Source organism: Aminobacter sp. DSM 101952, from assembly GCF_001424795.1.
Lineage (GTDB): Bacteria > Pseudomonadota > Alphaproteobacteria > Rhizobiales > Rhizobiaceae > Aminobacter > Aminobacter aganoensis.
This window is the reverse complement of record NZ_LMCL01000034.1, coordinates 114,216-138,478: the sequence shown is the minus strand read 5'-3', so window position 1 is coordinate 138,478 and position 24,263 is coordinate 114,216. Positions and strand designations below refer to the sequence as shown.

Annotated in this window: 25 protein-coding genes; 12 read left to right on the top strand and 13 right to left on the bottom strand. The window is 64.8% G+C overall.

The window, feature by feature from the left end; genetic code table 11:
- Positions 1-9: 9 nt before the first annotated feature.
- Entirely contained in the window at positions 10-1,566 is a 1,557-nt protein-coding gene (locus tag ASC75_RS23620) for a SpoVR family protein (protein ID WP_055981447.1), read from the top strand.
- On the opposite strand, the gene ASC75_RS23615 is transcribed toward ASC75_RS23620, so the two are convergent.
- Positions 1,563-2,294 carry a copper homeostasis protein CutC gene (locus tag ASC75_RS23615; protein WP_055981444.1) on the bottom strand — a complete coding sequence of 244 codons (732 nt, stop codon included), beginning with the start codon at positions 2,292-2,294 and terminating at the stop codon, positions 1,563-1,565. The two genes, ASC75_RS23620 and ASC75_RS23615, sit on opposite strands and share 4 nt — an antisense overlap.
- Positions 2,295-2,301: 7 nt before the next feature.
- On the bottom strand, positions 2,302-3,216 hold the full coding sequence (locus tag ASC75_RS23610; RefSeq protein WP_055981441.1) for an ROK family protein: 915 nt from the start codon (positions 3,214-3,216) through the stop codon (positions 2,302-2,304).
- A gap of 85 nt (positions 3,217-3,301) precedes the next feature.
- On the opposite strand from ASC75_RS23610, the gene ASC75_RS23605 reads away from it, so the two are divergent.
- The gene (locus ASC75_RS23605; RefSeq protein ID WP_055981438.1) at positions 3,302-4,300 is read left to right on the top strand and encodes a LacI family DNA-binding transcriptional regulator; all 999 of its coding nucleotides are present in this window, start codon (positions 3,302-3,304) and stop codon (positions 4,298-4,300) included.
- A gap of 180 nt (positions 4,301-4,480) precedes the next feature.
- On the opposite strand, the gene ASC75_RS23600 is transcribed toward ASC75_RS23605, so the two are convergent.
- The 8 genes from ASC75_RS23600 to ASC75_RS23565 all read right to left on the bottom strand — a co-directional run bounded on the left by ASC75_RS23600 (position 4,481) and on the right by ASC75_RS23565 (position 11,653).
- Entirely contained in the window at positions 4,481-5,278 is a 798-nt protein-coding gene (locus tag ASC75_RS23600; protein WP_055981435.1) for a transporter substrate-binding domain-containing protein, read from the bottom strand.
- Between the two features lie 20 nt (positions 5,279-5,298).
- Positions 5,299-6,222, bottom strand: a complete 924-nt coding sequence (locus ASC75_RS23595; RefSeq protein ID WP_055981432.1) for an isoaspartyl peptidase/L-asparaginase — start codon at positions 6,220-6,222, stop codon at positions 5,299-5,301.
- Between the two features lies 1 nt (position 6,223).
- Positions 6,224-6,955: an amino acid ABC transporter ATP-binding protein gene (locus ASC75_RS23590; RefSeq protein ID WP_055981424.1), complete on the bottom strand. Its 732-nt coding sequence runs from the start codon at positions 6,953-6,955 to the stop codon at positions 6,224-6,226.
- Positions 6,955-7,626: an amino acid ABC transporter permease gene (locus ASC75_RS23585; protein WP_055981420.1), complete on the bottom strand. Its 672-nt coding sequence runs from the start codon at positions 7,624-7,626 to the stop codon at positions 6,955-6,957. The genes ASC75_RS23590 and ASC75_RS23585 overlap by 1 nt, the downstream gene beginning before the upstream one ends.
- Positions 7,626-8,297 carry an amino acid ABC transporter permease gene (locus ASC75_RS23580; RefSeq protein WP_055981417.1) on the bottom strand — a complete coding sequence of 224 codons (672 nt, stop codon included), beginning with the start codon at positions 8,295-8,297 and terminating at the stop codon, positions 7,626-7,628. Before ASC75_RS23580 ends, ASC75_RS23585 begins: the two co-directional genes overlap by 1 nt.
- A gap of 240 nt (positions 8,298-8,537) precedes the next feature.
- Positions 8,538-9,659, bottom strand: coding sequence for a hypothetical protein (locus tag ASC75_RS23575; RefSeq protein WP_156381375.1), 1,122 nt, complete (start codon positions 9,657-9,659; stop codon positions 8,538-8,540).
- 363 nt (positions 9,660-10,022) lie between these two features.
- Positions 10,023-10,811: a GGDEF domain-containing protein gene (locus ASC75_RS23570; protein ID WP_055981413.1), complete on the bottom strand. Its 789-nt coding sequence runs from the start codon at positions 10,809-10,811 to the stop codon at positions 10,023-10,025.
- Positions 10,812-10,966: 155 nt separating this feature from the next.
- Positions 10,967-11,653 carry a thermonuclease family protein gene (locus ASC75_RS23565; RefSeq protein ID WP_156381374.1) on the bottom strand — a complete coding sequence of 229 codons (687 nt, stop codon included), beginning with the start codon at positions 11,651-11,653 and terminating at the stop codon, positions 10,967-10,969.
- A gap of 273 nt (positions 11,654-11,926) precedes the next feature.
- Here ASC75_RS23565 and ASC75_RS23560 point away from each other — a divergent pair, with 273 nt between their 5' ends.
- The 6 genes from ASC75_RS23560 to ASC75_RS23535 all read left to right on the top strand — a co-directional run bounded on the left by ASC75_RS23560 (position 11,927) and on the right by ASC75_RS23535 (position 19,522).
- Complete coding sequence (locus tag ASC75_RS23560; protein WP_082496732.1) at positions 11,927-12,856, top strand: transglutaminase-like cysteine peptidase; 930 nt, start codon at positions 11,927-11,929, stop codon at positions 12,854-12,856.
- Between the two features lie 402 nt (positions 12,857-13,258).
- Entirely contained in the window at positions 13,259-14,647 is a 1,389-nt protein-coding gene (locus ASC75_RS23555) for a TolC family protein (RefSeq protein WP_162244955.1), read from the top strand.
- Positions 14,648-14,679: 32 nt separating this feature from the next.
- Entirely contained in the window at positions 14,680-16,815 is a 2,136-nt protein-coding gene (locus tag ASC75_RS23550; protein ID WP_055981408.1) for a type I secretion system permease/ATPase, read from the top strand.
- Between the two features lie 56 nt (positions 16,816-16,871).
- The gene (locus tag ASC75_RS23545) at positions 16,872-18,161 is read left to right on the top strand and encodes an HlyD family type I secretion periplasmic adaptor subunit (RefSeq protein ID WP_055981405.1); all 1,290 of its coding nucleotides are present in this window, start codon (positions 16,872-16,874) and stop codon (positions 18,159-18,161) included.
- A complete protein-coding gene (locus ASC75_RS23540) occupies positions 18,151-18,783 on the top strand; it encodes a ribbon-helix-helix domain-containing protein (RefSeq protein ID WP_055981402.1) in 633 nt (210 codons plus the stop codon). Before ASC75_RS23545 ends, ASC75_RS23540 begins: the two co-directional genes overlap by 11 nt.
- A 166-nt stretch (positions 18,784-18,949) precedes the next feature.
- Positions 18,950-19,522 (top strand): transglutaminase-like cysteine peptidase, encoded by a 573-nt coding sequence (locus tag ASC75_RS23535; RefSeq protein WP_055981399.1) that lies wholly within the window; start codon positions 18,950-18,952, stop codon positions 19,520-19,522.
- A 13-nt stretch (positions 19,523-19,535) separates the two neighbouring features.
- Here the strand turns inward: ASC75_RS23535 and ASC75_RS23530 are convergent, their stop codons facing one another.
- Together ASC75_RS23530 and ASC75_RS23525 are read right to left on the bottom strand one after the other, a co-directional pair.
- Positions 19,536-20,069, bottom strand: a complete 534-nt coding sequence (locus ASC75_RS23530) for a GNAT family N-acetyltransferase (protein WP_055981395.1) — start codon at positions 20,067-20,069, stop codon at positions 19,536-19,538.
- 87 nt (positions 20,070-20,156) lie between these two features.
- Entirely contained in the window at positions 20,157-20,447 is a 291-nt protein-coding gene (locus ASC75_RS23525; RefSeq protein WP_244487923.1) for a YdeI/OmpD-associated family protein, read from the bottom strand.
- A 59-nt stretch (positions 20,448-20,506) separates the two neighbouring features.
- Between ASC75_RS23525 and ASC75_RS23520 the strand changes: the two genes are divergently transcribed.
- Complete coding sequence (locus tag ASC75_RS23520; RefSeq protein WP_055981392.1) at positions 20,507-20,947, top strand: DUF2214 family protein; 441 nt, start codon at positions 20,507-20,509, stop codon at positions 20,945-20,947.
- Here the strand turns inward: ASC75_RS23520 and nth are convergent.
- Positions 20,941-21,750, bottom strand: a complete 810-nt coding sequence (gene nth, locus ASC75_RS23515; protein ID WP_055981389.1) for an endonuclease III — start codon at positions 21,748-21,750, stop codon at positions 20,941-20,943. The genes ASC75_RS23520 and nth overlap by 7 nt on opposite strands.
- 22 nt (positions 21,751-21,772) lie before the next feature.
- On the opposite strand from nth, the gene ASC75_RS23510 reads away from it, so the two are divergent.
- The 3 genes from ASC75_RS23510 (at position 21,773) to ASC75_RS23500 (ending at position 24,220) form a co-directional block, all read left to right on the top strand.
- A complete protein-coding gene (locus ASC75_RS23510; protein ID WP_055981386.1) occupies positions 21,773-22,267 on the top strand; it encodes a DUF2244 domain-containing protein in 495 nt (164 codons plus the stop codon).
- 62 nt (positions 22,268-22,329) lie between these two features.
- Complete coding sequence (locus ASC75_RS23505; RefSeq protein WP_055981383.1) at positions 22,330-23,223, top strand: methylated-DNA--[protein]-cysteine S-methyltransferase; 894 nt, start codon at positions 22,330-22,332, stop codon at positions 23,221-23,223.
- 97 nt (positions 23,224-23,320) lie between these two features.
- A complete protein-coding gene (locus ASC75_RS23500; RefSeq protein ID WP_055981380.1) occupies positions 23,321-24,220 on the top strand; it encodes a ribokinase in 900 nt (299 codons plus the stop codon).
- Positions 24,221-24,263: the final 43 nt, after the last annotated feature.

Genomic DNA, 24,263 nt, shown 5'->3' with positions numbered 1-24,263 from the left:
GGACACCACGTGGAGAATCGCGCCAAAAGCTCCCAACTGCTCTTCACCAGTTCCGACTGGAACTTCGACGACCTGTCGCGCGCCTATGAGGCGATCAAGGAGATCGCGGTCGACGAGCTTCGCCTCGACTTCTACCCCAACCAGATCGAGGTGATCTCATCCGAGCAGATGCTCGACGCCTATTCCTCGATCGGCATGCCGCTGATGTACCAGCACTGGTCCTTCGGCAAGCATTTCGTCCACGAATCGAACCTCTACCGCAAAGGCCGCATGGGGCTCGCCTATGAGCTGGTGATCAATTCCAATCCCTGCATCACCTATCTCATGGAAGAGAACACCATGGCGCTGCAGACGCTGGTCATCGCGCACGCCTCGTTCGGCCACAACCACTTCTTCAAGAACAACTATCTGTTCCAGCAATGGACCGATGCCGGCGCCATCCTCGCCTATATGGAGTTCGCCAAGAGCTACATTGCGCGCTGCGAGGAGCGTTACGGACCGGCGGCAGTGGAAGCCGTCCTGGATGCCGCCCATTCGCTGATGCCGCAGGCGGTGTTCCGCTATCGCCGCCGTCCGCGCCTGTCGGTCGAACGCGAGCAGGCGCGCATCCGCGAGCGGCTGGAGCATGAGGAGCGCACCTTCAGCGACCTGTGGCGGACATTGCCGCAGGCGCCCGAGGCCGAGGCGCCGCGCGGCGTCGAGACCGACATGTCGGAGCGGCAGTCGGCGATCGAATACCCCGAGGAAAACCTGCTCTATTTCCTGGAGAAATACAGCCCGGTGCTGAAATCCTGGCAGCGCGAGATCCTGCGCATCGTCCGCGTCATCGCGCAGTATTTCTACCCGCAGCGGCAGACCAAGGTGATGAACGAAGGCTGCGCCACCTTCACCCACTACACCATCATGAACCGCCTGTTCGACAAGGGTCAGATCAGCGAAGGCACGATGCTGGAGGTGCTGCAGAACCACTCCAACGTGGTGTTCCAGCCCTCCTTCGACGACCCGCGCTACGGCGGCCTCAACCCCTACACGCTGGGCTTCAACATGATGCGCGACATCCAGCGCATCTGCACCGAGCCGACGGCAGAGGATCGCGACTGGTTCCCGGATTTTGCCGGCAATGGCGACTGGTGCGGCACGCTGCTCGACGCATGGGCGACGCACCGCGACGAGTCCTTCATCCGGCAGTTCCTGAGCCCGGCGCTGATCCGCGACATGCGGCTGTTCTCGCTGCAGGAAGAGGCCTCGGACCCCTATTACGAGGTCACGGCGATCCATGACGAACGCGGCTATGAACGCGTGCGCTCGCGTCTCGCCGACAATTACGATGTCGGGGTGACGCAGCCCGACATCCAGGCGGTCGACGCCGATCTCAAGGGCGACCGCAAGCTGCGCATCAAGCACACGGTCCACCACGGCACCACGCTGCAGGAAGATACGCGCAACGAGACGCTGCGCTATATCCAACGCCTGTGGGGCCACGAGGTCAGCATGGTCGGCATCGACGGCACCACCGACAAGACGCTCTACGAAGTCTCGACCAAGGACCTGGGCGAAAAGACCTAGGGCCTGTCCAGTGCAGCCCTCATCCTGCCCACGACGCCGGCATCGGTGCGCTTCGGCCGCGGCGCGACGAAACCGAGTTCCCGCGCCTTGCCGGCGGGCGCGTCGACCGCCATCGAACAAGACGAGTGGATCTGGCGGAAGGGCAGCCGCGCCTGGATGGCGGCGAGGGTTTCGAGATTGACGCCCGATCCCGGCATGATGGCAATGCGGTCGCCGGCGTGGGCAAAGCAGGCGGCAAGCGCGTCGAGCCCCTTCAGCGCCGTCGTTTCCCCACCCGAGGTCAGGATGCGCTCGAAGCCGAGTTCGACGGCGAGGTCGATGGCGCCTGCGAAGTCCGGTCCGGCGAGATCGAAGGCACGGTGCAGCGTCATGCCCAGGCCCCTGGCCTGGGTCGCCAGCCCGGCCAGAACCTGGCGGTCGAGGCTGCCATCGGCATGGTTGGCGCCGAGCACGACGCCTTCGAGGCCCGAGGCGCGCACGGCGTCGATGTCGGCAAGCAATGCCGCCATGTCGCTGTCGCCATAGACGAAGTCGCCGGGTCGCGAACGGATCATGGCATAGACCGGGATCGGCGCCTTGGCGGCGAGCGCCATCAGGCCGGGCGACGGGGTCAGGCCGCCGGTCTCCAGCGCGGCGCAAAGTTCGATGCGGTCCGCGCCGCCGGCAATCGCCGAGGCGAGGCCTTCGGGGCTGTCGACGCAGACTTCGAGCAGGATCTTTTCAGGCATTGTCGCTTCAGACACGGGCGATCTCCTGGAGGCCGAGGGCGGCGGCGCCGAGCAGGCCGGGCTCGGTGGTCAGCGCGGCCTTCACCACCAGCGGACCGGCGGCGCGACGCAGGGTGCGTCCGCGGACCTCGCGGTCGAGCGCTTCGATAAGTTCGGGCACGTTGGACAGGCCACCGCCGACCGGAACGACCGACGAGCCGATGATGTTGAGCGTCAGCGCCAGGGGAACGCTGACCAGTTCGAGATAGATGTCGATGGTGCGGCTGGCGCTGGCCTCGCCGGCGCGCCAGCGGTCAATGACCTCGGTGCTCGACAGCACTTCGCCGCAGAGCCGGTGATGCAGCTTCTCCATGCCGCGGGCGCCGCCGATGGTGTCGACGCAGCCGGACTGGCCGCAGCCGCAGGCGAAATGGGGGACCTCGACCGGCGGCTTGCCGACCGCGGTCTGCAGCGCCTTGCCATGGCCCCACTCGCCGGCATAGCCGCCGGCACCGGCAACGATGCGGCCGTCGATGACCAGCCCGCCGCCGACGCCGGTGCCCAAGATGACGCCGAAGACGTTGCGGTGGCCCTTGCCGGCACCACTGGTCGCCTCGGCCAATGCAAAGCAGTCAGCGTCGTTGGCGATACGGACCGGCAGGCCGATGACACGCTCAAGGTCGGCTTCGATCAGCCGGCCGTCGAGGCAAGGGATGTTGGCGCATTTCAGGCTGCCCGAAGCGGGGTCGACGACGCCGGCGATCGAGATCGACACGCCTTTCGTGCGGCCCCTGTCCGCCGCGACGCGCCCGGCGATGACGGCGGCGAAGGCATCGAAGTCGTCGAGCGGCGTCGCCACCCTGTCGATGATCTCGATTTCGCCGGCCGAACGGGCGCGTGCGCTTTTTATCGTTGAACCGCCAATGTCGAAGCAGGTAATCATCAAATCAGTTCCCGAAAGAAATTCCGCGGCGGGGCATCCGGCCGGACGCGCCGGATTTCATGACCGATACCGCGCAAAGGAAGCAATGGACAGTTCGCGCAAACGACGGACGTCGCCGACCATCGCCGATGTCGCCGAGCTTGCCGGCGTGTCGCGCGCCATCGCCTCGCGGGCGCTGTCGAGCGAAAGCCGCCCGGTGTCGGCCGACAAGCGGGCGCGTGTGCTCGAAGCAGCCGAGAAGCTCGGCTTCAAGCCCAATCTGCTGGCGCGCAGCCTGACCACCAAGACGGTCAATCTCATCGCGGTCATCGTCAACCACATCCACGATTTCTCCGACCTCGACCTGTTCGACCTTCTGATCGGAGAGATCCAGTCGATCGGAAAGCAGGTCATCTTCCTGCGCGTCGGCTCGGTCGAGCGCATCGAGGAATTCCTGCGCAACGGCGTTGCCTACCATGTCGATGCAGCACTGGTGTTCTCCGATTTTGCCGACGCCGCAAGCGTGCGCAAGATGTTCCGCAGCGACGACGTGCTGATGCTCAACGGCATGCATGACGGCTCCTCGCCTTCGGTCGTTCCCGACGAGGCGATCGGCATCGCCGAAGCGGTGGCCGACGCCGCCGGCAAAGGGGTCGCCACTGCGGCCCTCGTCACCGGCCGTGTGTCCTCGCCGGTCGAGCAGATCCGCGTCGCCGCCTACAAGGCCGAGATGCAGCGGCACGGCATCCGGCTCGTTGCCGAGCTGCGCGGCGACTATTCCTACGCCAGCGGCCGGCAGATGGCGCAATCGGGCGACTGGCCCGATGTCGACGCGGTGTTCTGCACGTCGGACGCGATGGCGATGGGCGTGATGGACGTTCATCGCGACGGCTTCCCGCAAAACCAACCCAGGCGCTTCAGGCTCTACGGCTTCGACAATCTGTCGCTGACCGACTTCGAAGCCTATCCGATCTCGTCCATCGGCTACGACAAGAAAGCCTATGTCGGCGAGATCCTGCGCTTCCTCAGCCGTCCGGGCGAATTCGCCGACGGCAAGGCCGACGTGACGGTGCCGACCTTCTTCGTGCCCCGGGCGACGTCGTAGGGCGAAAATGGTCGAACTCGCCGGGTAAGAACTAAGTCGCCCCTCACCCTTACCCTCTCCCCGTGAAGGACAGGGAGAGGGGGGCATCGGCGTTGCCGCTTCGTCCTTCTCCCCGTTCTTCACGGGGAGAAGGTGCCGGCAGGCGGATGAGGGGCAGCGCAGCGCGCCCCGTTGCATGCCTTACCAGAGCGGGGTGAGCGCAGGCGGATTGGCGGTTTCGCCCCACCACTTCTTGTAGTTGGTCTCGTAGGCACCGCTCTGGATGTAGTCCGACACGAACATGTCGATCCAGCGGACGAAGCCCTCGTCGCCCTTGGCGACAGCGATGCCGATCGGGTCGTTGGAGTGCAGGCCCGGCAGCGTCACCAGGTTCTCGTTCTTGGTAGCAAGGTAGTCGAGCAGCGAGGAGTCCTCGATGGCCGCGTCGACGCGCTTCTGCTGCAGCAGCAGCACGCCTTCGGGCGAGAAGTTGTCGGTGTAGACCAGTTCGGCTTGAGGCGCCGCAGTCTTGATGAAGGTTTCGCCCGTCGAGCCGCGGCCGACGACGATCTTCTTGCCGGCGAGGCCTTCGAGCGAGGTGATGCCGGCGTCCTTCTGGACGATGATGCGCAGGCCGGCGCGGTTGTAGGGGATCGAGAAGTCGACCGACTTGGCGCGCTCGAGCGTCGCCGAGGTGTTGGCGACGGCGATGTCGATCTGGCCGGAGACCAGCATCGAGATGCGGGCATCGCCCGACACGTCGACGAATTCGACCGGCACGCCGAGCTTTTCGGCGAGCATGGTGGCGACATCGACGTCATAGCCGACGGGATTGTTCTGGGCGTCGCGGAAGCCGATCGGCTCGCCGCCGAGCGACACGCCGATGCGGACGGTTCCGCGCTCGCGGATCTCGTCGATCTTGCCGGCCTGGGCAGCGCCCGTGGCCGCCATGCCGATGGCAAGCGCCATGCCGGCCAGTTTCGTGATCAGGTTCTTCATTTTCCCTCTCCCTCGGGTTGTTAGGATGTGAATGGTTCAGCGAAGCGATGTTCCGGCTCGGGCAGGCTTTCGTCCCAGAACCAGTACTTGATCTGCTCTTCGCAATTCAGGCTGACGACCTTGTGGTTGCCCTTGGCATCCAGCGCATGGATGACGACGCCGGCGAGGAACCCGCTTTTCAGTTCGCGCAGTTCCTCGATGGCAAGCGCGATGGCCTGCTCCAGCGAATGGCCGAGGCGCATGGCCAGCACGATGGTGCGGGCGGTGCCGCAGCGCATGGTCATCTCGCCGGTATGGGTGCAGGCGGCGGCGCCGAAGCGGCTGTCGGCATAGAAGCCGGCGCCGGGGATGGGCGAGTCGCCCAAGCGGCCCGGATACTTCCAGGCCCAGCCCGAGGTCGAGGTGACGACGTTGAGCCCGGCCGCACTGTCCTTGGACAGGAACACGGTGGTGTCGCGCACCCGCTCGGGATCGGTGATGGTGCGGCTCAGCGGCGCCAGCGGAACGTCGGGGAATTTCGCCAGCTCATCCGGCGAAAGCTCCTTTTCGAGCCGCTTCCACCAGACACGCTTGCTGTCTTCGTAGAGCGTCTCGTCGACGCCAAAGCCGATCTCGGTGGCGAAGCGGCGCGCGCCGTCGCCGGTCAGCATGACATGCGGCAGTCGCTTCATCACCTCATGCGCAAGGGCGGCGACCGGAATGGTGTCCGGCACCGCGCCGACCGAACCCACGTCGCGCGTCGTGCCGTCCATGACGCCGGCGTCGAATTCCATACGGCCCAGCATGTTCGGCCAACCGCCGAAGCCGACCGAACGGACCTTGACCTCGCGCTCGACCTCACTGATGCCGGCGACCATGGCGTCGATGCCGTGGCTGCCAGCCTTCAGAAGGTCGACGCTCTTGGAGAAGCCGGGCCAGGCCTCGGAATTGGCAAGCAGGATCATTTCAGTCTTTACGCATCTTGGAGAGGAATTGAGCCACGCGCGGCAGCGCCATGCCCTTGTCGGAGAAGAACTGCTCGGTCGGCAGGTCGGCGATGAGCTGGCCCTTGTCGAGGAAGGCGATGCGCGACGAGATGGAGCGCGCGAATTCGATCTCGTGGGTGACGAACACCATCGTCGTGCCGCCCTTGGCGAGCTTGGCCAGGATCGACAGCACCTCCGAGGTCATCTCGGGGTCGAGCGCGCTGGTGACCTCGTCGAGCAGGAGGTAGCTCGGCTTCATGGCCAATGCCCGGCAGATGCCGACGCGCTGGCGCTGGCCGCCGGAGAGCTGCGAGGGATAGGCGTCGGCCCGATCGCTCAACCCGACCGACTTCAACAGCTCGCGCGCCTCGGCCTCGGCCTGCTTGCGCGGCACCTTCAACACCTCGACGGGGGCAAGTGCCACGTTCTGCACCGCGGTCATGTGCGGATAGAGATTGAAGAGCTGGAAGACGGTGCCGGAGCGCTTGCGCGCCTCGGAAAGCTCGCGCGGCTTGGAGACGTCGAAATTGTCGACCGTGATCTTGCCGGCGTCGATCTTCTCCAGGCCGTTGATGCAGCGGATGAGCGTCGACTTGCCCGAGCCGCTGGAGCCGAGAACCGAGACGACCTCGCCCTGGCGGATTTCGAGATCGACGCCATTGAGCACGGTTGCCGCGCCGAAGGATTTGCGTAGGCCGGATACGCTGATCATCAGAGGCCTCTCCATGCCGTGTGCGCCCTGAGCCGCTTCTCGAAACGGCCTCCGGCGTAGGCGACCAGCTTTGCGGTCAGGTAATAGAGCGCGCCGACGGCGGTCCAGACGATGAACGGCTTGAGCGTGCGCAGGTTGAGGATATTGCCGACCTTGGTCAGGTCCATGACACCGATGACCGAGATCAGCGAGGTCACCTGCAGTTGGTTGACCAGGAGCCCGGTGAGCGGGCCAATGGCGAAGGCTGCCGCCTGTGGCGCGATGACCCGGCGCAGGATCTGCCAGCGGGTGAGGCCGAAGACCCGCGCCGCCTCGATCTGGTCGCGCCCCACCGACTCGATGGCCGACACCGCGATGACATAGATGAAGGCGGCGCTGTTTCCCGAGAGCGTGATGACGGCGGCCTCGGTCGGCGTGACGTTGATCTTGAGGAAGGCCGGCAGGCCGAAGAAGACCAGGAACAGCTGCACCAGAACCGGCGAATTCTTGAGCAGCTCGGCGATGAAGGCGACGATCTGGGCCAGCACCGGCACGCGATAGAAGCGGATCACCGCCCAGGCCGTGCCGATGACCAGGCCAATCAGCGTCGTCGAGACAAACAGCGCCAGCGAGACGCCGAGGCCCTGAAGCAGCAGCACGATGTCGAACGGCGTGAAATCCCCGTAGCGCATCAGACCGCCCCCTCCGCCTGGTGACGGTTGAGATGGCGGTGCAGCATGCCGATGAGGATCGACACCGTATAGGTCAGTGCTGCGTAGGCGACGAGCAGGACGAAATAGACCTCAAAGGGCCTGAACGTGTTCGACGCCACGATCTTGGCCGAACCGGTCAGTTCGTTGAGGGTGATCGTCGACAGGATCGAGGACGTCAGGATCAGGTTGATGAACACCGATCCGAGCGGCCGGATCGAGGCGCGCAGGGCAATCGGCAGGATGATCCTGCGGAAGATCGTGCTCTTCTTCAGCCCACTGACCTGCGCTGCCTCGATGACGCCCGGGTCGATTGCCAAGATGCCCGAGCGGATGACGTCCGAGGTGAAGGCGCCGCCGGCGATCGAAAGCGCAACGACGCCCGTCGTGAAGGCATCGATGTAGATGCCGATCTCGGGCAGGCCGAAATAGAAGAAGAACAGCTGCACGATGAACGGGATGTTGCGGAAGATGTCGACATAGACCGCCGCCAGCCTGTTGAGCAGCGGCGAGGCCGACGTGCGCATGGCACCGACGGCCAGGCCGAGCACCAGCGAACCGATCACGGCCAGCGTGCAGGCCTGCAACGTCAGCCAGGCCCCTTCCATCAGGAAGGGGATATGCTTGGCGAGGATCGACAGGTCGAACTTCAAGCGGCACGTTCCCGGAAAGTGAAACCGGTTTCACTCTGCAAAACGGACACCCCCGTGTCAACGGGTGCCGACGGACTTCAGGCTGTTTTTCTCATGCCGACGAACGGTCCTGGCGGCGTGCAAACATGCTGGCGCACGGCTCGCCGCAAGGACTTCAACACACAACCGCCGCCGGGATACCCGACGGCGGTTGAAAACGCTTGAAGCCAGCCATGGCCGTTTGCCGGCCCGCGGCCTCGATCAGTTGGCCGGCAACACCACGGGAACGACGGCCGGCGCGGTCTCGGGCGCCGGCTCGACCACCGGAGCAGGCGCAGGCCCGGCTTCCGCCGTTTCGACCGGAAGGGTTTCCTTGATCTGGTCGATCTTGCCGTAGGCGTCACCGACACCAAGGACGCCCTTGGCCCAATCCATCACCTCGTCGTTGACGTAGTCGTCGCCATACTCGGCAACGCGGTTCTTGTTGGCGGCCGCCATCAGGGCTTCCTTGAGGTCCGCGTCCGTGGTGCCTTCGGCTGCCGCGTCGGCAGCCGCCTGGGCGTCCGCCACGGCCTGATCGTCAGCAACAAGCTGGTCGGAAGCCGCCAGCGCATCCGAAAGAGCCTGCTTTTCGGCGTTGAAGGCATCGAACTCGGCTGCGTCGAGCGGCGGCTCCATGCCGTTCAGCTCGTCCAGTCGCGCCTGGAGCGCATCGGCGGTCGGATCGGCGATCGGCGCGCTGCCGTCAAACGGCTCGATCGCGGCAAGGGCCGCATCCAACGCCGACTGCGATTGCGCCGCCTTTTCCGTGGCTGCTGCCAGCGCTTCACCCGCCAGGTCGGCCTTCGCAGACTGCAGCACGAATTCGCGGACGAGCGCCATCCTGGGCGACTGGGAGTTGAGATAGGCGTGATAATTGCGATTGAGCGAATTGAGGCCGGCCAGCCGTGCGTTGAGGTTCTTTTCCTTCGCGGTCTTGCCGACCGACGCCGTGAGAACCTCGGGCGTCTTCGATTTCTGCCTGGACTTGGCGCTCTTCGCAGCACCGGGCTTCGCCTTCTGGACAGAAGGCTTGTTGCCGCCACCAAACAGCGAGTCCATCAGGTTTCCCGACGAGGCCGACTTGCCACCCGATTTCGACGAGTTGCCGTCCTTACCCTTGCCCTTGCCGCCGCTGTTGCCGCGATCAGAGCCGCCACCGCCCTTGTCGTTCCCGCCGCCCTTGTCGTTTCCACCGCCCCTGTCGTTGCCACCGCCATGATCGCCACCCTTGGCATGGGCCTTGGCGAAATTGACGATGGACGAAGAATCGAAGGTGATCGGCAAAACGCTGATGGCGAATGCCGAGACTGCGCTGACGAGGAACTTTCTGCTTGTGAACACCGGGTATTCTCCCTCTCCGTTCGGTGTGCGAATCAAGCCCCACCACAGATTAGAGACTGGCGATATATGCGCCAGCAACCAACTGTTGCAGGCCGAGACATTGGGTGCGCCGATTGCCATTGGCGAGGCGGACTCAAGCTGCAGGGTCACCCCGGCCGGCATCGCCTCGGCGCGCCAGCCATGACACATGGCCATCGCCGCCAGGCGCCGAAGTTGCCGCGTTTCGCCCGAAGGATTTTCCACGTACCTGCCCCGCCAGATGAAAAGCAGGTACATCAGGACATGCTGAGATTTCAGGAATTCTTGCGCGAACCGTTAAGATTCTACCGGTTTCGCAAATAGGCCTGCAAGGCCGCATGGGCCTCAGGAGTCGAGGCCCGGCCGTGCCTCCGGCTGCGCCGGCATGTCGGCGAACTCGATGCGGTTGCGGCCGCGCGCCTTGGCCTCGCTGAGGCGGTCGTCGGCATGACGGAACAGATCATCGAACTCGACCTGGTCCTCGAACAGCACCGCGCCGACGCTGACCGACAGGGGCAACTGCCGGGCACCCGGCTCGAGCACCGTGTCGGAGACCGTGCCGCGGATACGCTCCGCAACGCGCTCGGCGTTCTCGCGACTGGTGCCGGGCAGGAAGATGCCGAATTCCTCGCCGCCGATGCGGCCGACCAGGTCGCCGGCGCGCACCGAGGACTTGATCGTTCCGGCGACGCTCTTCAGCACTTCGTCGCCCCAGGCATGGCCGAACTTGGCGTTGATGGCACGGAAATCATCGATCTCCACAACGAGCAGGGCGCCCTGGCGGCGACCGCCCGACGTCGAGTTGCCGCGGAAAGCATCGATCAGATTGGCGAAGACGCCGCTGTTGAGGCAGGAGGTGAGCGCGTCGGTCGACGACAGCCGGCTGACCTCGGACTTCAGCGCGCCGAACTTGCGCCGTTCATTGGCAACGATGGCGAGCAGCGGTGCGGCGACCAGGCCGGCTACGGCGCCGGCGCCAATGACGCCACGCCAGAACACGGGATCGCCCTGGCCCTGAAACAAAAGTGCCGCGGCGCCCGCCGCAACCACTGCGCATGCGGCCGAGCCCATCAACGCATAGCGGGCGACCGGCGCCCAGCCACGACCCGCATTCCCCGCACCCGAATTGTCCACGCCAGATCCCTCCGCTCTCATGTCGAATCGATCTATCCGGGGAGAATGAAACATTCCCTCTGTGAATACGAACAATTTGACGGATCTGCCGGAAACTAGGCGAAACCAGTGCTTTTGAACAGGCCGAAGCCACTTGCTGCGTCGATTTATGCCGATCAATCCGGTGGGCCGAACATGCCCATGCCGGCCTTCCGCGCCACCTCTTCGGCCTTTTCATAGCCACCACCGGGCAGCGCATGGGCCCAGCCATTGGAGACGAGCCAGGCGCCGACGTCCTGTTTTCCCAACCTGCAGGCGGCCGCCACCGGCTGACGTTCGGCCGGCGGCAATACCTGGCACAGGGGCGCGCGTCCGCGCAGCCAATATCTGAAGGCAAGCATGGCGCGCTCGCCGCAACGCCAGGAGATGCCTTCGAACTCGCAATCCTGGTCGCTGCCGATGGCTTTCGTGCCGGAAAGGAGAATGGTGTAGCCCATCGCCTCGAACGAGGCCGAGGAGGTCACCACGGGACGATAGAGCAGCGTGCCCTCCCAGTCGTCCGGCTCGATTCGCTTGGGCGGCGGGGCAAGCCCGAGATCGCCGAGAGGCGGCCTTGCCTCGATACGCTCCAATTCAAGCCTGGCGATCTCGGGAGGCGCGACCACCTCGGGCGAGATCGGTCGGGCCGGGCTCGGCGGCGCCACGGCGGCGGCCGCACCCTGATGCCGAGGCGGCGGCAGCGCCCGCACTTGGGTCGACACGGGATCGAATATCGGCTGCGACGGCCGATGGGCGCTTTTCGCCGCCATGATGGTCAGTGCGACGGCGCCGATGCCCAGGGCCGCCCCGGCATGAACCAGCATTTTCCGCGCCGGCGTCATCGAACCCGCCCTCGCCCGCACCAGACCATCCAGAATTCAGATCTGCCACTTGCCATGCCAGGCTGCCCGCACTCCTCCGCTCGGGGCCAACAAGGCCACGGATCGCGGCGCAGCGCCAGCCCTTCCGAGACAAAGTATAAAATTCGCATAAAATTCGATTTAAAGCGTATATTGAAGATTATCTCCCGATTACCTTTGTTCCTTTCCGATAATTTGAGACGATGTTGCTAGCTTTCACCAAAATAGGTGGGCGACATGAAAGCAACATCGACCAACGTTTCGAAGCTCGGATTGAACATATTTGCGGCAGCAACTCTTCTTGCCATCGCATTGCCCGGCGCCCATGCAAGCGAAGGTTCCGACGCCGAAGCGGCCACACTGAACCAGCCAAGCGCCATGCAGCTCCTCGGCGGCCTGATGCTGCCGCAACCGCCGGCAGCGGCCGCCACAAGCGAACCTTTCCAGTTCGGCCCGAACTTCGATGGCTACAGCCTGGCGGTGCGCACCGCTTCGCAGAAGGATGACGTTCCCGCGGGCATCGATCCGATCAAGACCGCTGCCATCGTGCCAGGCGTGTTCGGCTCGGTTGCCATTCCGATGCGCAACTTCCCGGTCGCAGGCCGCTGGGCCAAGGTCTACAGCAAGATCAACGACTGCGCCGAGGCGAACTGCGGCAAGAGGGGCGCCGAGTTTGCTGCCGTCGCGACGGGCGCCCGCGACAAGAAGTTCATGGACAAGCTTGCCAGCGTCAACCGCGCCGTCAACACGATGATCGCCTACCGTCAGGACGACGCAGTCTACGGCAACCTGGATTACTGGGCCAAGCCTGCGGAAATACTGTCGCGCGGCGTCGGTGACTGCGAAGACTATGTCATCCTCAAGATGGCGGCACTGATCGAGGCCGGCGTGCCGGCCCGGAGCATGTCCCTGGTTGTACTCAAGGACACCGGCCGCGGCGTGTTTCATGCCGTGCTGTCGGTTGCCACCCAAAGTGGAAACTTCATCCTCGACAATCTGAGCAACACCGTGGCCGGCGACGACGTCTACAGGAGCTACGTCCCGCTCTATTCGTTCAGCACCGACCGCGCCTGGATCCATGGCGCACGGTCAGGATCGGCGCAAATCGCCTCTGTCGGCAACGATTTCACAACGATCGCGCCCGGCGAAGGCCCGGTGCGGCAATAGTGGACCGGCGGCCCAAAGACGATGAAGCATGGAATCGCCCGCGCGCCTGCCGGACAATTACAGGTTGGCCTGACATGCCGGGCACGCGGCCCCTCTGTGCACAACCTCGACGTTCATTAACAAATTCAAATTTTGCAGCCGGAAATGTAGTATTTTTGCATCAGTGCTTTGACCAAATAGCACAATGCCCCCCGATTCAGGTTCTGGACTATCAAATAGCTGTCGATTTTCATGCGCCGCTGGATAATTGCTCACGGCGGGTACGGATTGGGATCCCGGCTGCGACGAATGTCGGGATGGAGTGGGGAGAGTTTAGATGCACGGGATGGAGTGGGGAGAGTTTAGATGCAGTTGAATTTTGGGCGCCTGGCGCAGCGGCTGGCGGTGTTGTTGGCGGCGACCATGCTGTCGGGCAACGGAGCAAGCGCGCTGTCGCTGAAGGAAGCGATGGCGGTGGCCGTCGAATCCAATCCCGAGATCGGCCAGGCCATCGAGAACCGCGAAGCGATCGAGTTCGAACTGCGGCAGGCAAAGGGTCTCTACCTCCCCAGCGTGGACCTGGAAGCCTCGACCGGCGTACGCCGGCTCGACAATCCCTCGCGCCGCGCCCTGTCGATCGAAGACGATGCGCTCTATCCGTCTGAAGCCGGCGTCGTCGTCACCCAGAAGCTGTTCGACAACGGCGCCCGCCGCGCCGAGCTCACCCGGCAGGCCTCGCGCGTCGACGGCGCGTCCTTCCGCGTGCTCGAACGCTCCGAATTCATCGGCCTTTCGGTCGTCCAGGATTATCTCGAATACGTGCTCCAGGCCCAGATCGTGGGCGAAGCCAAGCGCAATCTCGGCTTCCACCAGTCGATCCTCGGCGACATTCGCGAAGGCATCCAGGGCGGCGCCCTGACCGACGCCGACCGCCAACAGGCCGAAGAACGCCTGTTCGCCGCCAAGGCGCGCGTGCAGGAGGCGTCCGAAGAGCTGGAAGCCTCCAAGATCCGCTTCTTCAAGACCGTCGGCAAGCCGCTGGTCAGCCCGTCCAAGCCCGGTTCGGTGGCCAAGGCGCTGCCGCGCTCGCTCGACGATGCGATCGGCCTCGCCCGCCGCAACAATCCGCGCATCCACATGGCCAGCAGCGACATCGACGCCGCGGCGTCGCTGGTCGATGCAGCGCGCGCCAAGTACGGCCCGGAAGTGGTGGCTGAAGGCCGCGCCCGCGTCGGCAACGACATCGACGGCTCGGCCGACGAGACCAACGACCTGCAGGCCCGCCTGGTGCTGCGCTGGAACCTCTATCGCGGCGGCATCGACAAGGCCAACGAGCAGGAACAGATCCGCCGCGTCAGCGAGCAGCGCCTTGCCATGCATCAGGTGCAGCGCGAGATCGAAGAAGCCGTGCGCATCTCCTGGGATCGCCGCTTCCGCCAGGCTGACCTCGCCAAGACGCTGCGCCAGCAGGCCGTCGCCAATGACAGGCTGGTGACCTCGTATCGCGAGCAGTTCAAGGTCGGCCAGCGTTCGCTTCTCGACGTGCTCGACGCGCAGAACACGCGCTTCAACACCGAGACGCTGGCAAACACCGCATCATTCGCGTCGCTGTTCGCCGAATACCGGCTGTTGGCCGCGACGGGCCAGTTGCTGAAGACCATGAACATCGCACCGGCCAAGCAGGCTGCCGCCTACGCCCGCAGCGAGTTCAACGTGCCGGCGACCGCCGACACCGAGACCTATGCGCGGACGCCGTCGGAGCAAGTCAACGACATGCCATTCGACCTGCTCGCTCCGGTCAGAAAGAAGTAGGGGTGTCTGCCTGACGGCAGCCCCCGTCCGTCATGAACCAGCAGACGCATATCCAGACTCCGGTCGAGGCGTTCAAATCCTGTTTTTCGGCGGTGGCTGCCTATCTCGGCCGCCCCAGCGCCGAAACCGTGCTGTTTTCCGGCGTGCCGATCTCGGCGACCAGGATCGAAGTTCAGGAAATACGCCACCTGGCCGAGCGCATCGGCCTGGAAACGCAAGAGTTCGAGCATCGCGATTTCGTGCGCGGCCGCTTCGACCTGCCGGCCATCGTCTTCCGGCCCAACCGGCTGCCCATCGCCATCCTGGCGGAGCAGAGGGAAGGCGCGGAGTTCCTGACGGGACCGCAGGAGGATGGCCGCACCTCGATCTCGCGCGCCGAACTGATGGGCGTGCCGATCACCGGCGGCGTCGGCTTCTCCATCACCTATGCAAATGCCGCCGAGGACATGACCGTCGGCACCGCGGCGAAGATCGAGCGGCCGCACTGGCTGTACGGCACGCTGGGCTCGTTCTGGCGGTCCTATTCGCGCGTGGCGCTGGCGGCGATCTTCATCAACCTGCTGGCGATCGCCTCGCCCATCTTCACGATGAACGTCTACGACCGCATCCTGCCCAACAAGTCGATCTCGTCGCTGTGGGTGCTGGCGATCGGCGTGGCAACCGCCATCCTGTTCGACCTGCTGCTGAAGACGGCGCGCGCCGCGCTCATCGACCATGCCGGACGCAAGGCCGACCTGCGCATCTCCTACATGCTGTTCGAGAAGGTGCTGAACACCTCGCTCAGCTCGCGCCCCGCCTCGACCGGCGAGTATGCCAACCGGGTGACGCAGTATGAGTTCGTGCGCGAATTCTTCACCTCCAACACGGTCAGCACCTTCATCGACACCGCCTTCGTCTTCGTCTTCCTGCTGGTGATCTACGCCGTGGCAAGCTGGCTGGTGGTCATTCCGATCATCGCCTTCATCGCGGCCGTCGTCATCGGGCTGGTGGCGCAGCAGCGCATCGGCAAGCGGGTCGCGGCATCGCTGAACGAGGCGTCGCAGCGCCAGTCGCTGCTGGTCGAATCGATCTCGACGATCGAGACGATCAAGTCGCTGCGCGCCGAAGCCTACCTGCTGCGCAAGTGGCGCGAGCACTCCAAGAATGCCGCCAACACCTCCGAAAAGATCAAGGAGCTGTCGGCGGCCGCGGCCAACATGACGCAATTCATCCAGCAGATGGTGACCGTGGCACTGGTGGTGGCTGGCGCCTACGCCTTCGACAGCGGCGCCATCTCGACAGGCGCCATCATCGCGGCGGTGATGCTGTCGGGCCGCGCTGTGGCACCGCTCGGCCAGCTGGCCATGACGCTATCGCGCTTCCGCCAGGCAACGCTGTCGCTGAAAGTGCTGAACACCATCATGCAGCAGCCGGAAGACCGGCCCGACACCGTCGGCTTCGTCAACCGCCCGATCCGGGTCGGCGCGCTGACGATGCGCAATGTCGGCTTCGTCTATCCCGGTACCGAGACCGAAGTGCTGACCGGGGTGAACCTGACGATCAAACCGGGCGAGCGCGTCGGCATCATCGGGCGCATCGGCTCCGGCAAGACGACGTTCGGGCGGCTCGTCGGCCGGCTCTACCTGCCGACGACCGGCGAGCTGCTGCTCGACGGCATCGACATCCGCCAGTACCACCCTTCCGAGGTGCGCGCCGCCGTCGGCATCGTCGCCCAGGCCGGCGACCTGTTTTCCGGCACGATCAAGGAAAACCTCTTGATGGCGCGGCCAGAGGCCACCGACGAAGAGATCATCGACGCGGCAAAGCTGGCCGGCGTCGACGAGTTCGTCTCGCGCCATCCGCGCGGCTACGACATGAATGTCGGGGAGCGCGGCACCAACCTGTCGGGCGGCCAGAGGCAGGCCGTGGCGATCGCCCGGCTGCTGATGACGAAACCCAAGATCGTGTTCCTCGACGAACCGTCCGGCTCGATGGACCTGGCGTCCGAGCGCCAGCTGATACGGCAGCTGAAGACGGCGTTCAACGACAAGACCACGCTGATCATATCGACCCACCGCTACAGTATGCTCGAAATCGTCGACCGCCTCATCGTCGTCGAACAGGGCCGTATAGTTGCGGATGGTCCCAAGGAAAAAGTCATTCAGGCACTGCAGAAGCCAAATAGCTGAAGGCAGTCCGCTTGACAGGATGATTATATTGAACACGTTCAATATAACGGGGCATCATGATAGCCAGAGAAGACAGACCGCCATTTTTCGCGTCGGCCGCGGTGCTGATCATCGCAGCATTGTTCGTGGCGTTCGTAGCCTGGGCCTCGTTTGCCGAGGTCGACGAGATCGCGCGCGGCGAGGGCAAGGTCATCCCGGCATCGAAGACCCAGATCGTGCAGGCGAGCGAGGCCGGCGTGGTCCAGGAAATCGCCGTCAAGGTCGGCCAGGTGGTCAAGAAGAACGACCTCATCGTCCGGCTCGACAACACCGTCAGCACCTCCAGCCTGGGCGAACAGCAGGCCAAGGCGCGCACGCTCGGCGCGCGCATCGCCCGCCTCAAGCAGGAACAGGAAGGCCGGATCGGCGAACCGCTGGCCTGCCCTGAAAACCTGATGCAGACCGCGCCCGAGATCTGCGAGAACGAGCAGAAGCTCTTGGTGGCGCGCCGGCAGAATTTCGACACCAAGCTCAACGTGCTGAAATCGCGGCTCGACCAGCGCGAAAAGGAACTCAACGAGGCCAAGGTCAACGTGACCAGGCTGACGGAAAGCCTGCAGGTCAGCGACCGCGAGGCAGCCCTGGTCACATCCATGGTCAAGCGCAACCTGATGGCCAAGACCGAGCAGATCCGCGTCGACCGCGAGCAGACGGAAATGCGCGGCCAGCTCAACCTCGCCGACGAGACGATCAAGCGGACCGAGGCCGCGATCGTCGAAGCCAAGCTCCAGGTCGACGAGTTCGGCCTGCAGCTGCAGCAGGAAGCCCTGGACGAGCTGACCCAGGCGCTGGCCGAGCTTTCGGTCGTCGATGAAACCATCCGCGGCGCCAGCGACCGCGTTGCCCGCACCGACATCCGCTCGCCCGTCGACGGCATCGTCAACACGCTCGACGTCAACACGCTCGGCGCGTTCGTGCAGCCCGGCGCCGTGGTCGCCGGCATCGTGCCGACATCCGAGACCTTGCTGGTCGAGGCGCGGGTCTCGCCGCGCGACGTCGCCTTCATCCGCCCCGACCAGAAGGCGCTGATCAAGGTTTCGGCCTATGATTTCTCGGTCTTCGGCGGCCTCGACGGCAAGGTGCAGAACATCACCGCCGACAGCCTGGTCGACCAGAACACCGGCGAACCCTACTATCAGGTCCGCGTCTCGACCGACCGCTCGGCACTGGAAAGGGACGGCAAGTCCTACTCGATCATTCCCGGTATGATCAGCACCGTGGAAATCATCACCGGGCGAAAGACCATCCTGAACTACCTGCTCAAGCCCATCAACAAGGCACGCGACGAGGCGCTTCGTGAACGATAGCGCCACCGAGCCCGACAGCCACGGTATCCACGTCTTTTCGACCGACGATCTGACCACCGATTTTCGCGTCGTCGTCCGCCTGGGCACCCGCCGCGGCATCCGGCTCGAGCGCCTGTTCTGGAACACGCTGCGGCAACTCGCAGAACACAACCACCTGACCATCGGCGAGATGGTGGAGGTGATCGCACAGGCCAATGGCGATACCGCGAACCTGGCCTCGGCGATCCGCGTGGCCTGCCTGCGCTGGATGTCCGACCAGGGTGCGGCACTCGGCAAGCTCGCCTCGCTACGCACGATCAACGCCATTCTCGGCGCATGCCCGGCGCCTGCTTTCGCGCTGTCGTCGACCAAGAAGATCCTGACGTTCAATCCCGCCTTCCAGCATCTGGTCAGGAGGCAATTGCCCGTCGGGTTCGGCGAGGACGCGCATCGCGATCTCCGGCTGTCGCTCGATCTCAACGTCGCGGACATCTTCGCCAAGCTCGATGCCAATGACGGCGTGCCTATCGCCAGCGGATTCGTCATCAGCGCCGCCGAGCGACGCTACCGTGGCCAACTCAACATCGTCCGTGCCCCGATAAGGACGCCAGAACTGCTGCTTTGCTTCGTGGTCAACGGATAGGCTGGCGACAAAAGCGTCGATCCGGAGGCGGAATAGTTCAAATTGTAACGACCTCCGCAACAATTTGTCAGCCGAACCGCTATCGCCTTTCCCGACGTTTTATTTTAGCAACCCCTCATTAATCACCTTACGTCATTCTGAAATCCACACATCGGGGATATCTGCTGTGAAACGCTTCATTGCGCTGATCGCATTCTCGTCTTTGCTTGCCGGAATCCAGGCAGCCCAGGCCGGAACCATCATGGAAACCAGGGGCAAAGCCTTCGCGCCGCCCGCCTTCGCCTCCTTCTGCGGCCGTGAACCCGGCCTGTGCAGCACGTCGGGCGGAAGCAAGGTCGTGGCGCTGCAGGCCGACCTCAAGTCGGAACTCAAGCAGGTCAACCGCGCCGTCAACTCGCGCATCAAGGAACGCAACGACGTTGGCGACGACTGGCGCGTGCCTGTCGCCTATGGCGATTGCGAGGACTTCGCGATCCTGAAGAAGCGCGAACTGCTGAAGCGCGGCTGGCCGGCGTCGGCGCTGCTGCTGACGGTCGCACGCTATCGCGGCCAGGGCCATACGGTGCTGACGGTGCGCACCAGCGAGGGCGACCTCATCCTCGACAACCTGACAAGTTCGGTCCGCGACTGGTCGAGCACGCCCTACGACTATTTCGCCCGCCAGGCGCAAGGCAACGGCAGCCGCTGGGAGCGCATCGGCACTGCCAAGCCGATCCTGTCGACCGCGGTCGGCGGCTGATCCCCTTCGAACGTCAGCCTTGGCGTTCGAGCAGGATCGTCGGCTCGCCGTGATAGGTGGTGCGGCCGATTTCACGGTAGCCGTGCTTTTCGGCGACCCGCAGCGAAGCACCATTGAGCGGATCGATGATGCAGACCGTGCGGCCCTCGAAGCGGCTGTCGGCCCAGCGCACAAAGGCCGCCACCGCCTCGCTGGCAATGCCCTTGCCGTGCATGTCCGCGGCAAAACCCCAGCCTGCTTCCGGAATGCCTTCGATCGAAGGCACGATGTCGCGCTTCAGGTCGTGGAAGCCGCCTTCGCCGATGAAGCGGCCGGTCACCTTGTCCTCGATCGCCCAGAAACCATAGCCGAGCAGCGACCATGAGCCGGCATGGCGCAGGAAGCGCTGCCAGCTTTCCTCGCGCGTGCGCGGCTTGGCGATGAAGCGCGTGACCACGGGATCCGCCCACATCGCGGCATAGGCGTCGAAATCATCGATGCGATGCGCGCGCAAAATGGTGCGTTCGGTCTCGATGACGGGAATGTCGGCAAGGGAAAAGACGGTCATCGATCAGGCTCCGTGAAAACAGGACGCCGGTCTAGCACGGATGACAGCCGAGGCAGCAGGCCAGAAAGCGCCGACAATGTCCGCCAGCTAGCCGTTCCAGGCCATCCGCATATAGACCCCGCCGCGTTCGAGTTCGTCAAGCATCTGGTCGAGCCGCTTGTGGCGCGTCTCTTCGCGACTGGCGCGGCCGATCCAGCCGAGGTAGTCGTTGCGCTGATAGTCCGGTCGCGCCTCATAGGCTGCAAGCAGCCCGCGCGAAACGAGTTCGCTGCGGATCCAGTCCGGCATCGGGTTGATGTCGCGCGTCAGGGCCATCGCCGGAATCTGCGGGCAATGTGCCCGATCGTCAACCGATGCGGCGACAATCACCGCCGTCATATCGACATCGGCCTGGCTTTGCTAACGTGGCGCCCAGAAAACGATTTCGCGAGGCAGCTATGACCGACCTCTTGCTCACGATCGTCCACCACCTGCTCGCCTTCACCCTCGCCGGCGTAATTGCCGTGGAAGCCGTCCTGGTGCGTCCCGGCCTCGGCCGGCGTGGCCTCGCCCTGCTCGGCAGGGTCGACGCCGCCTATGGCGCCCTGGCCGGACTGCTGGTGCTCATCGGTGCGGCGCGGGTCTATTTCGGCCTCAAGGGTTGGGAATTCTTCATCTACAACCCAACCTTCTGGGCCAAGATGGCGGCATTCACCGCAGTGGGACTGCTGTCCGTCGCCCCCACGATACGCATTGCCCGCTGGCGCACGGCCGGAGGTGGCGAGGCATATGTCGTGCCCGACGCGGAGATCGCGCATGTGCGCCGCTTCATCACCGCGGAGGTCGCCGTTTTCGCGCTGATCCCGATCTTCGCCGCAACGATGGCGCGCGGTTACTGAGCCGTAACCTCCGCTTCGGCGACTTCGATCGGGTCGATGTCGTCCAAAGGCACCAGCGGCGCCGGCTCGCTCGTGCTCTTTTCCGGCGACTTGCAGATGTCGGCGATGACACAGCGCCAGCAATCGGGCTTGCGCGCCTTGCAGACGTAGCGCCCATGCAGGATCAGCCAGTGATGGGCATGGCGCATGAATTCGTCGGGGATGATCTTCACCAGCATCGCCTCGACCTGGTCGGGCGTCTTGCCGGGCGCTAGCCCGATGCGGTTGCCGATGCGCAGGATATGGGTATCGACCGCCATGGTGTGCCGGCCGAAGGCCATGTTGAGCACGACGTTGGCGGTCTTGCGGCCGACGCCCGGCAGCTCGACGAGCTGGTCGCGGTCGTCGGGCACCTCGCCGCCATGGTCGCGGATCAGGGCCTGCGACAGCGCAATCACGTTCTTGGCCTTGTTGCGCCACAGGCCGATGGTGCGGACGTGCTGGCCGACCGCTTCCTCGCCCAGCGCCAGCATCTTCTGCGGCGTATCGGCGATGGCGAAGAGCGCCCGCGTCGCCTTGTTGACGCCGGCGTCGGTGGCCTGGGCCGACAGCACCACCGCCACCAGCAAGGTGAAGGCGTTGACGTGCTCGAGTTCGCCCTTCGGCTCCGGCCGCTGGACGGAGAAGCGGCGGAAGATCTCGCGGACCTCATCCACCGAATAGAGCGAACGGGGGCGGCGGGCCGACGGCTTCTTCTTGCCGGCGCCGGTGCTGCGACCACCTGTCGAAGTCTTGCTGCTATCTTTGGGCTTGGGGTTTTTCATCGCCTCTCTATAATTAACCGGCATGAGCGAGACAAACGCCACTTTTGCCGCTGACGAGCCCTTCTTCAAGGCGCTGCTCCTGCCGCACCGGTCGCTCGGCCGCACCGGCTTCATGATCCTTATGGGGGCGTTGCTGTTTGGCTGGATCGTCACCGGCGTCTTCTTCCTCAGCCACGGCGCCTGGCCGATCTTCGGTTTCTTCGGCCTCGACGTGGTCGCGATCTACGTCGCCTTCCGGCTCAACTACCGCGCCGCCCTTGCCCGCGAGGAGGTGAGCGTGTCGCGCACCAGCCTCGACATCCTGAAGACCGCGCCGTCCGGCAAATCGGAGCGCTTCCACTTCAACCCGTTCTGGGCACGGTTTGCCGTGTCCCGCCATGACGAGATCGGCATCACCGGCATGGCAGTCGAGTCGCGCGAAAAGAGCGTGCCGATCGGCAGTTTCCTCAATCCCGACGACCGCGAGAGCTTTGCCACCGCATTTTCGCGCGCATTGGCCACGGCACGGACGCGGTGAGCAGGAATCGGGTGGGAATTGCCGGTGAGGCAGCCGATATTGGCGTTCAAGGAGACATCGCCATGAACGCCCAGACGAGAATGAGCCCCATCGCCACCCTGCAGCAGGACATCACGCCCGTCGGCGCCGAATACGAGACCGTGCGCCGGGTGATCGAAAAGATCAGCCTCGACTATCGCGACCAGCCTTCGCTCGACGCATTGGCCGACGAAGTTGGCGAGACGCCGACCGGCCTGCAGAAGCTGTTCAGCCGCTGGGCCGGCCTGTCGCCGAAGGCCTTCCTGCAGGCAGTGACGCTCGACCATGCACGCAAGCTGCTGGACGAGGGGCTGCCGCTGCTCGAAACATCGTTCGAACTCGGCATGTCCGGCCCGGGGCGCCTGCACGACCTGTTCGTCACCCACGAGGCGATGTCGCCGGGCGACTACAAGACGCGCGGCGCCGGGCTCACCATCCGCTACGGCTACCACATTTCGCCTTTCGGCGTGGCGCTCGTCATGGTCACAGACCGTGGCCTTGCCGGCCTGTCCTTCAATGATGCCGGCGAAGAGCGGGAAGCCTTTGCCGACATGTCCGACCGCTGGCCCAACGCCAGCTATGTCGAGGACATGAGCGCCACGGCACCTTACGCGGCCCGCATTTTCGACCCGGCGCGCTGGCGCCAGGACCAGCCGCTCAGGGTGGTGATGATCGGCACCGATTTCCAGGTCCGCGTCTGGGAAGCCCTGCTCAAGATCCCGATGGGCCGGGCCTGCACCTACTCGTCGATTGCCTCCGAGATCGGCGCGCCGAAAGCCAGCCGCGCCGTGGGTGCCGCCGTCGGCGCCAACCCGCTTTCCTTCGTGGTGCCCTGTCACCGCGCGCTCGGCAAATCCGGCGCGCTCACCGGCTATCACTGGGGCCTGACGCGCAAGCGCGCGATCCTCGGCTGGGAGGCCGGCCAGGTGGCGCGATAGGGCGGAACATCGCCTTTTCGCCCGGCAAATGACACGCGGCCATCTGGCAAGTGCCGGCGACACAGGATAGTTTCCGCCGAGTTTTCAGGAGACTGTCGTGATTACCGTTGTCGGATCCATCAACCTCGACCTCATCGCAACCGTCGGCCGCCTCCCCGGTCCCGGCGAGACGGTTCCCGGCAACGAGTTCAAGTCCGCGCCCGGCGGCAAGGGTGCCAACCAGGCGCTCGCGGCGGCGCGTGCGGGTGCCAAGGTGCGGATGGTCGGCGCGGTCGGCAAGGACGCCTTCGCCGGCGAGGCCACAGCCTATCTCAAGGAGGGCGGCGTCGACCTCGGCGGCGTCGCCGAAATCCAGGCAGCTACCGGCATCGCCCTGATCCTGGTCGGCGGCGACGGCGAGAACATGATCGCCGTGGTGCCCGGCGCCAACGGCTCGGTGGTGCAGGGCGACCTCGCCAAGGCGCAGTTCAAGAAGGGCGACGTCGTGCTGCTGCAGCACGAAATCCCGCTGTCCACGGTCGATGCAGCGCTCGATGCGGCGCGCAAGGCCGGCGCGGTGACCATGCTCAACACCGCCCCCTTCCGGGCGGAGGCCGCAAGCTTCGTCGGCAAGGCCGACTATGTGGTGGCCAACGAAACCGAATTCGACCTCTATGCCGACGCGCTGAACCTTCCTGCCGGCGAACGGTCCGCCCGGATGAGCGAGTTCGCCCGCCGAACGGGTGCGACCGTCATCGTCACGCTCGGCGGCGACGGCGTGCTGGCGGCCAAGGGCGACGACCTCAGCCGTGTCGACGCGCTGAAGATCACGCCGGTCGACACGGTCGGCGCCGGCGACACCTTCTGCGGCTATCTAGCCGCCGGCCTGTCGGCCGGGCTTGGACTCGAAGACGCGCTTTGCCGCGCCGCGGCAGCCGGTTCGCTCGCCTGCCTCAAGCCGGGCGCCCAGCCGGCGATCCCGCTCGCAGCCGAGGTGGATGCCGCGCTCAAGGGTTGAGCTTCCCTTCGCTGGACACGCGCAAATTCTGCGTGCTTACTGC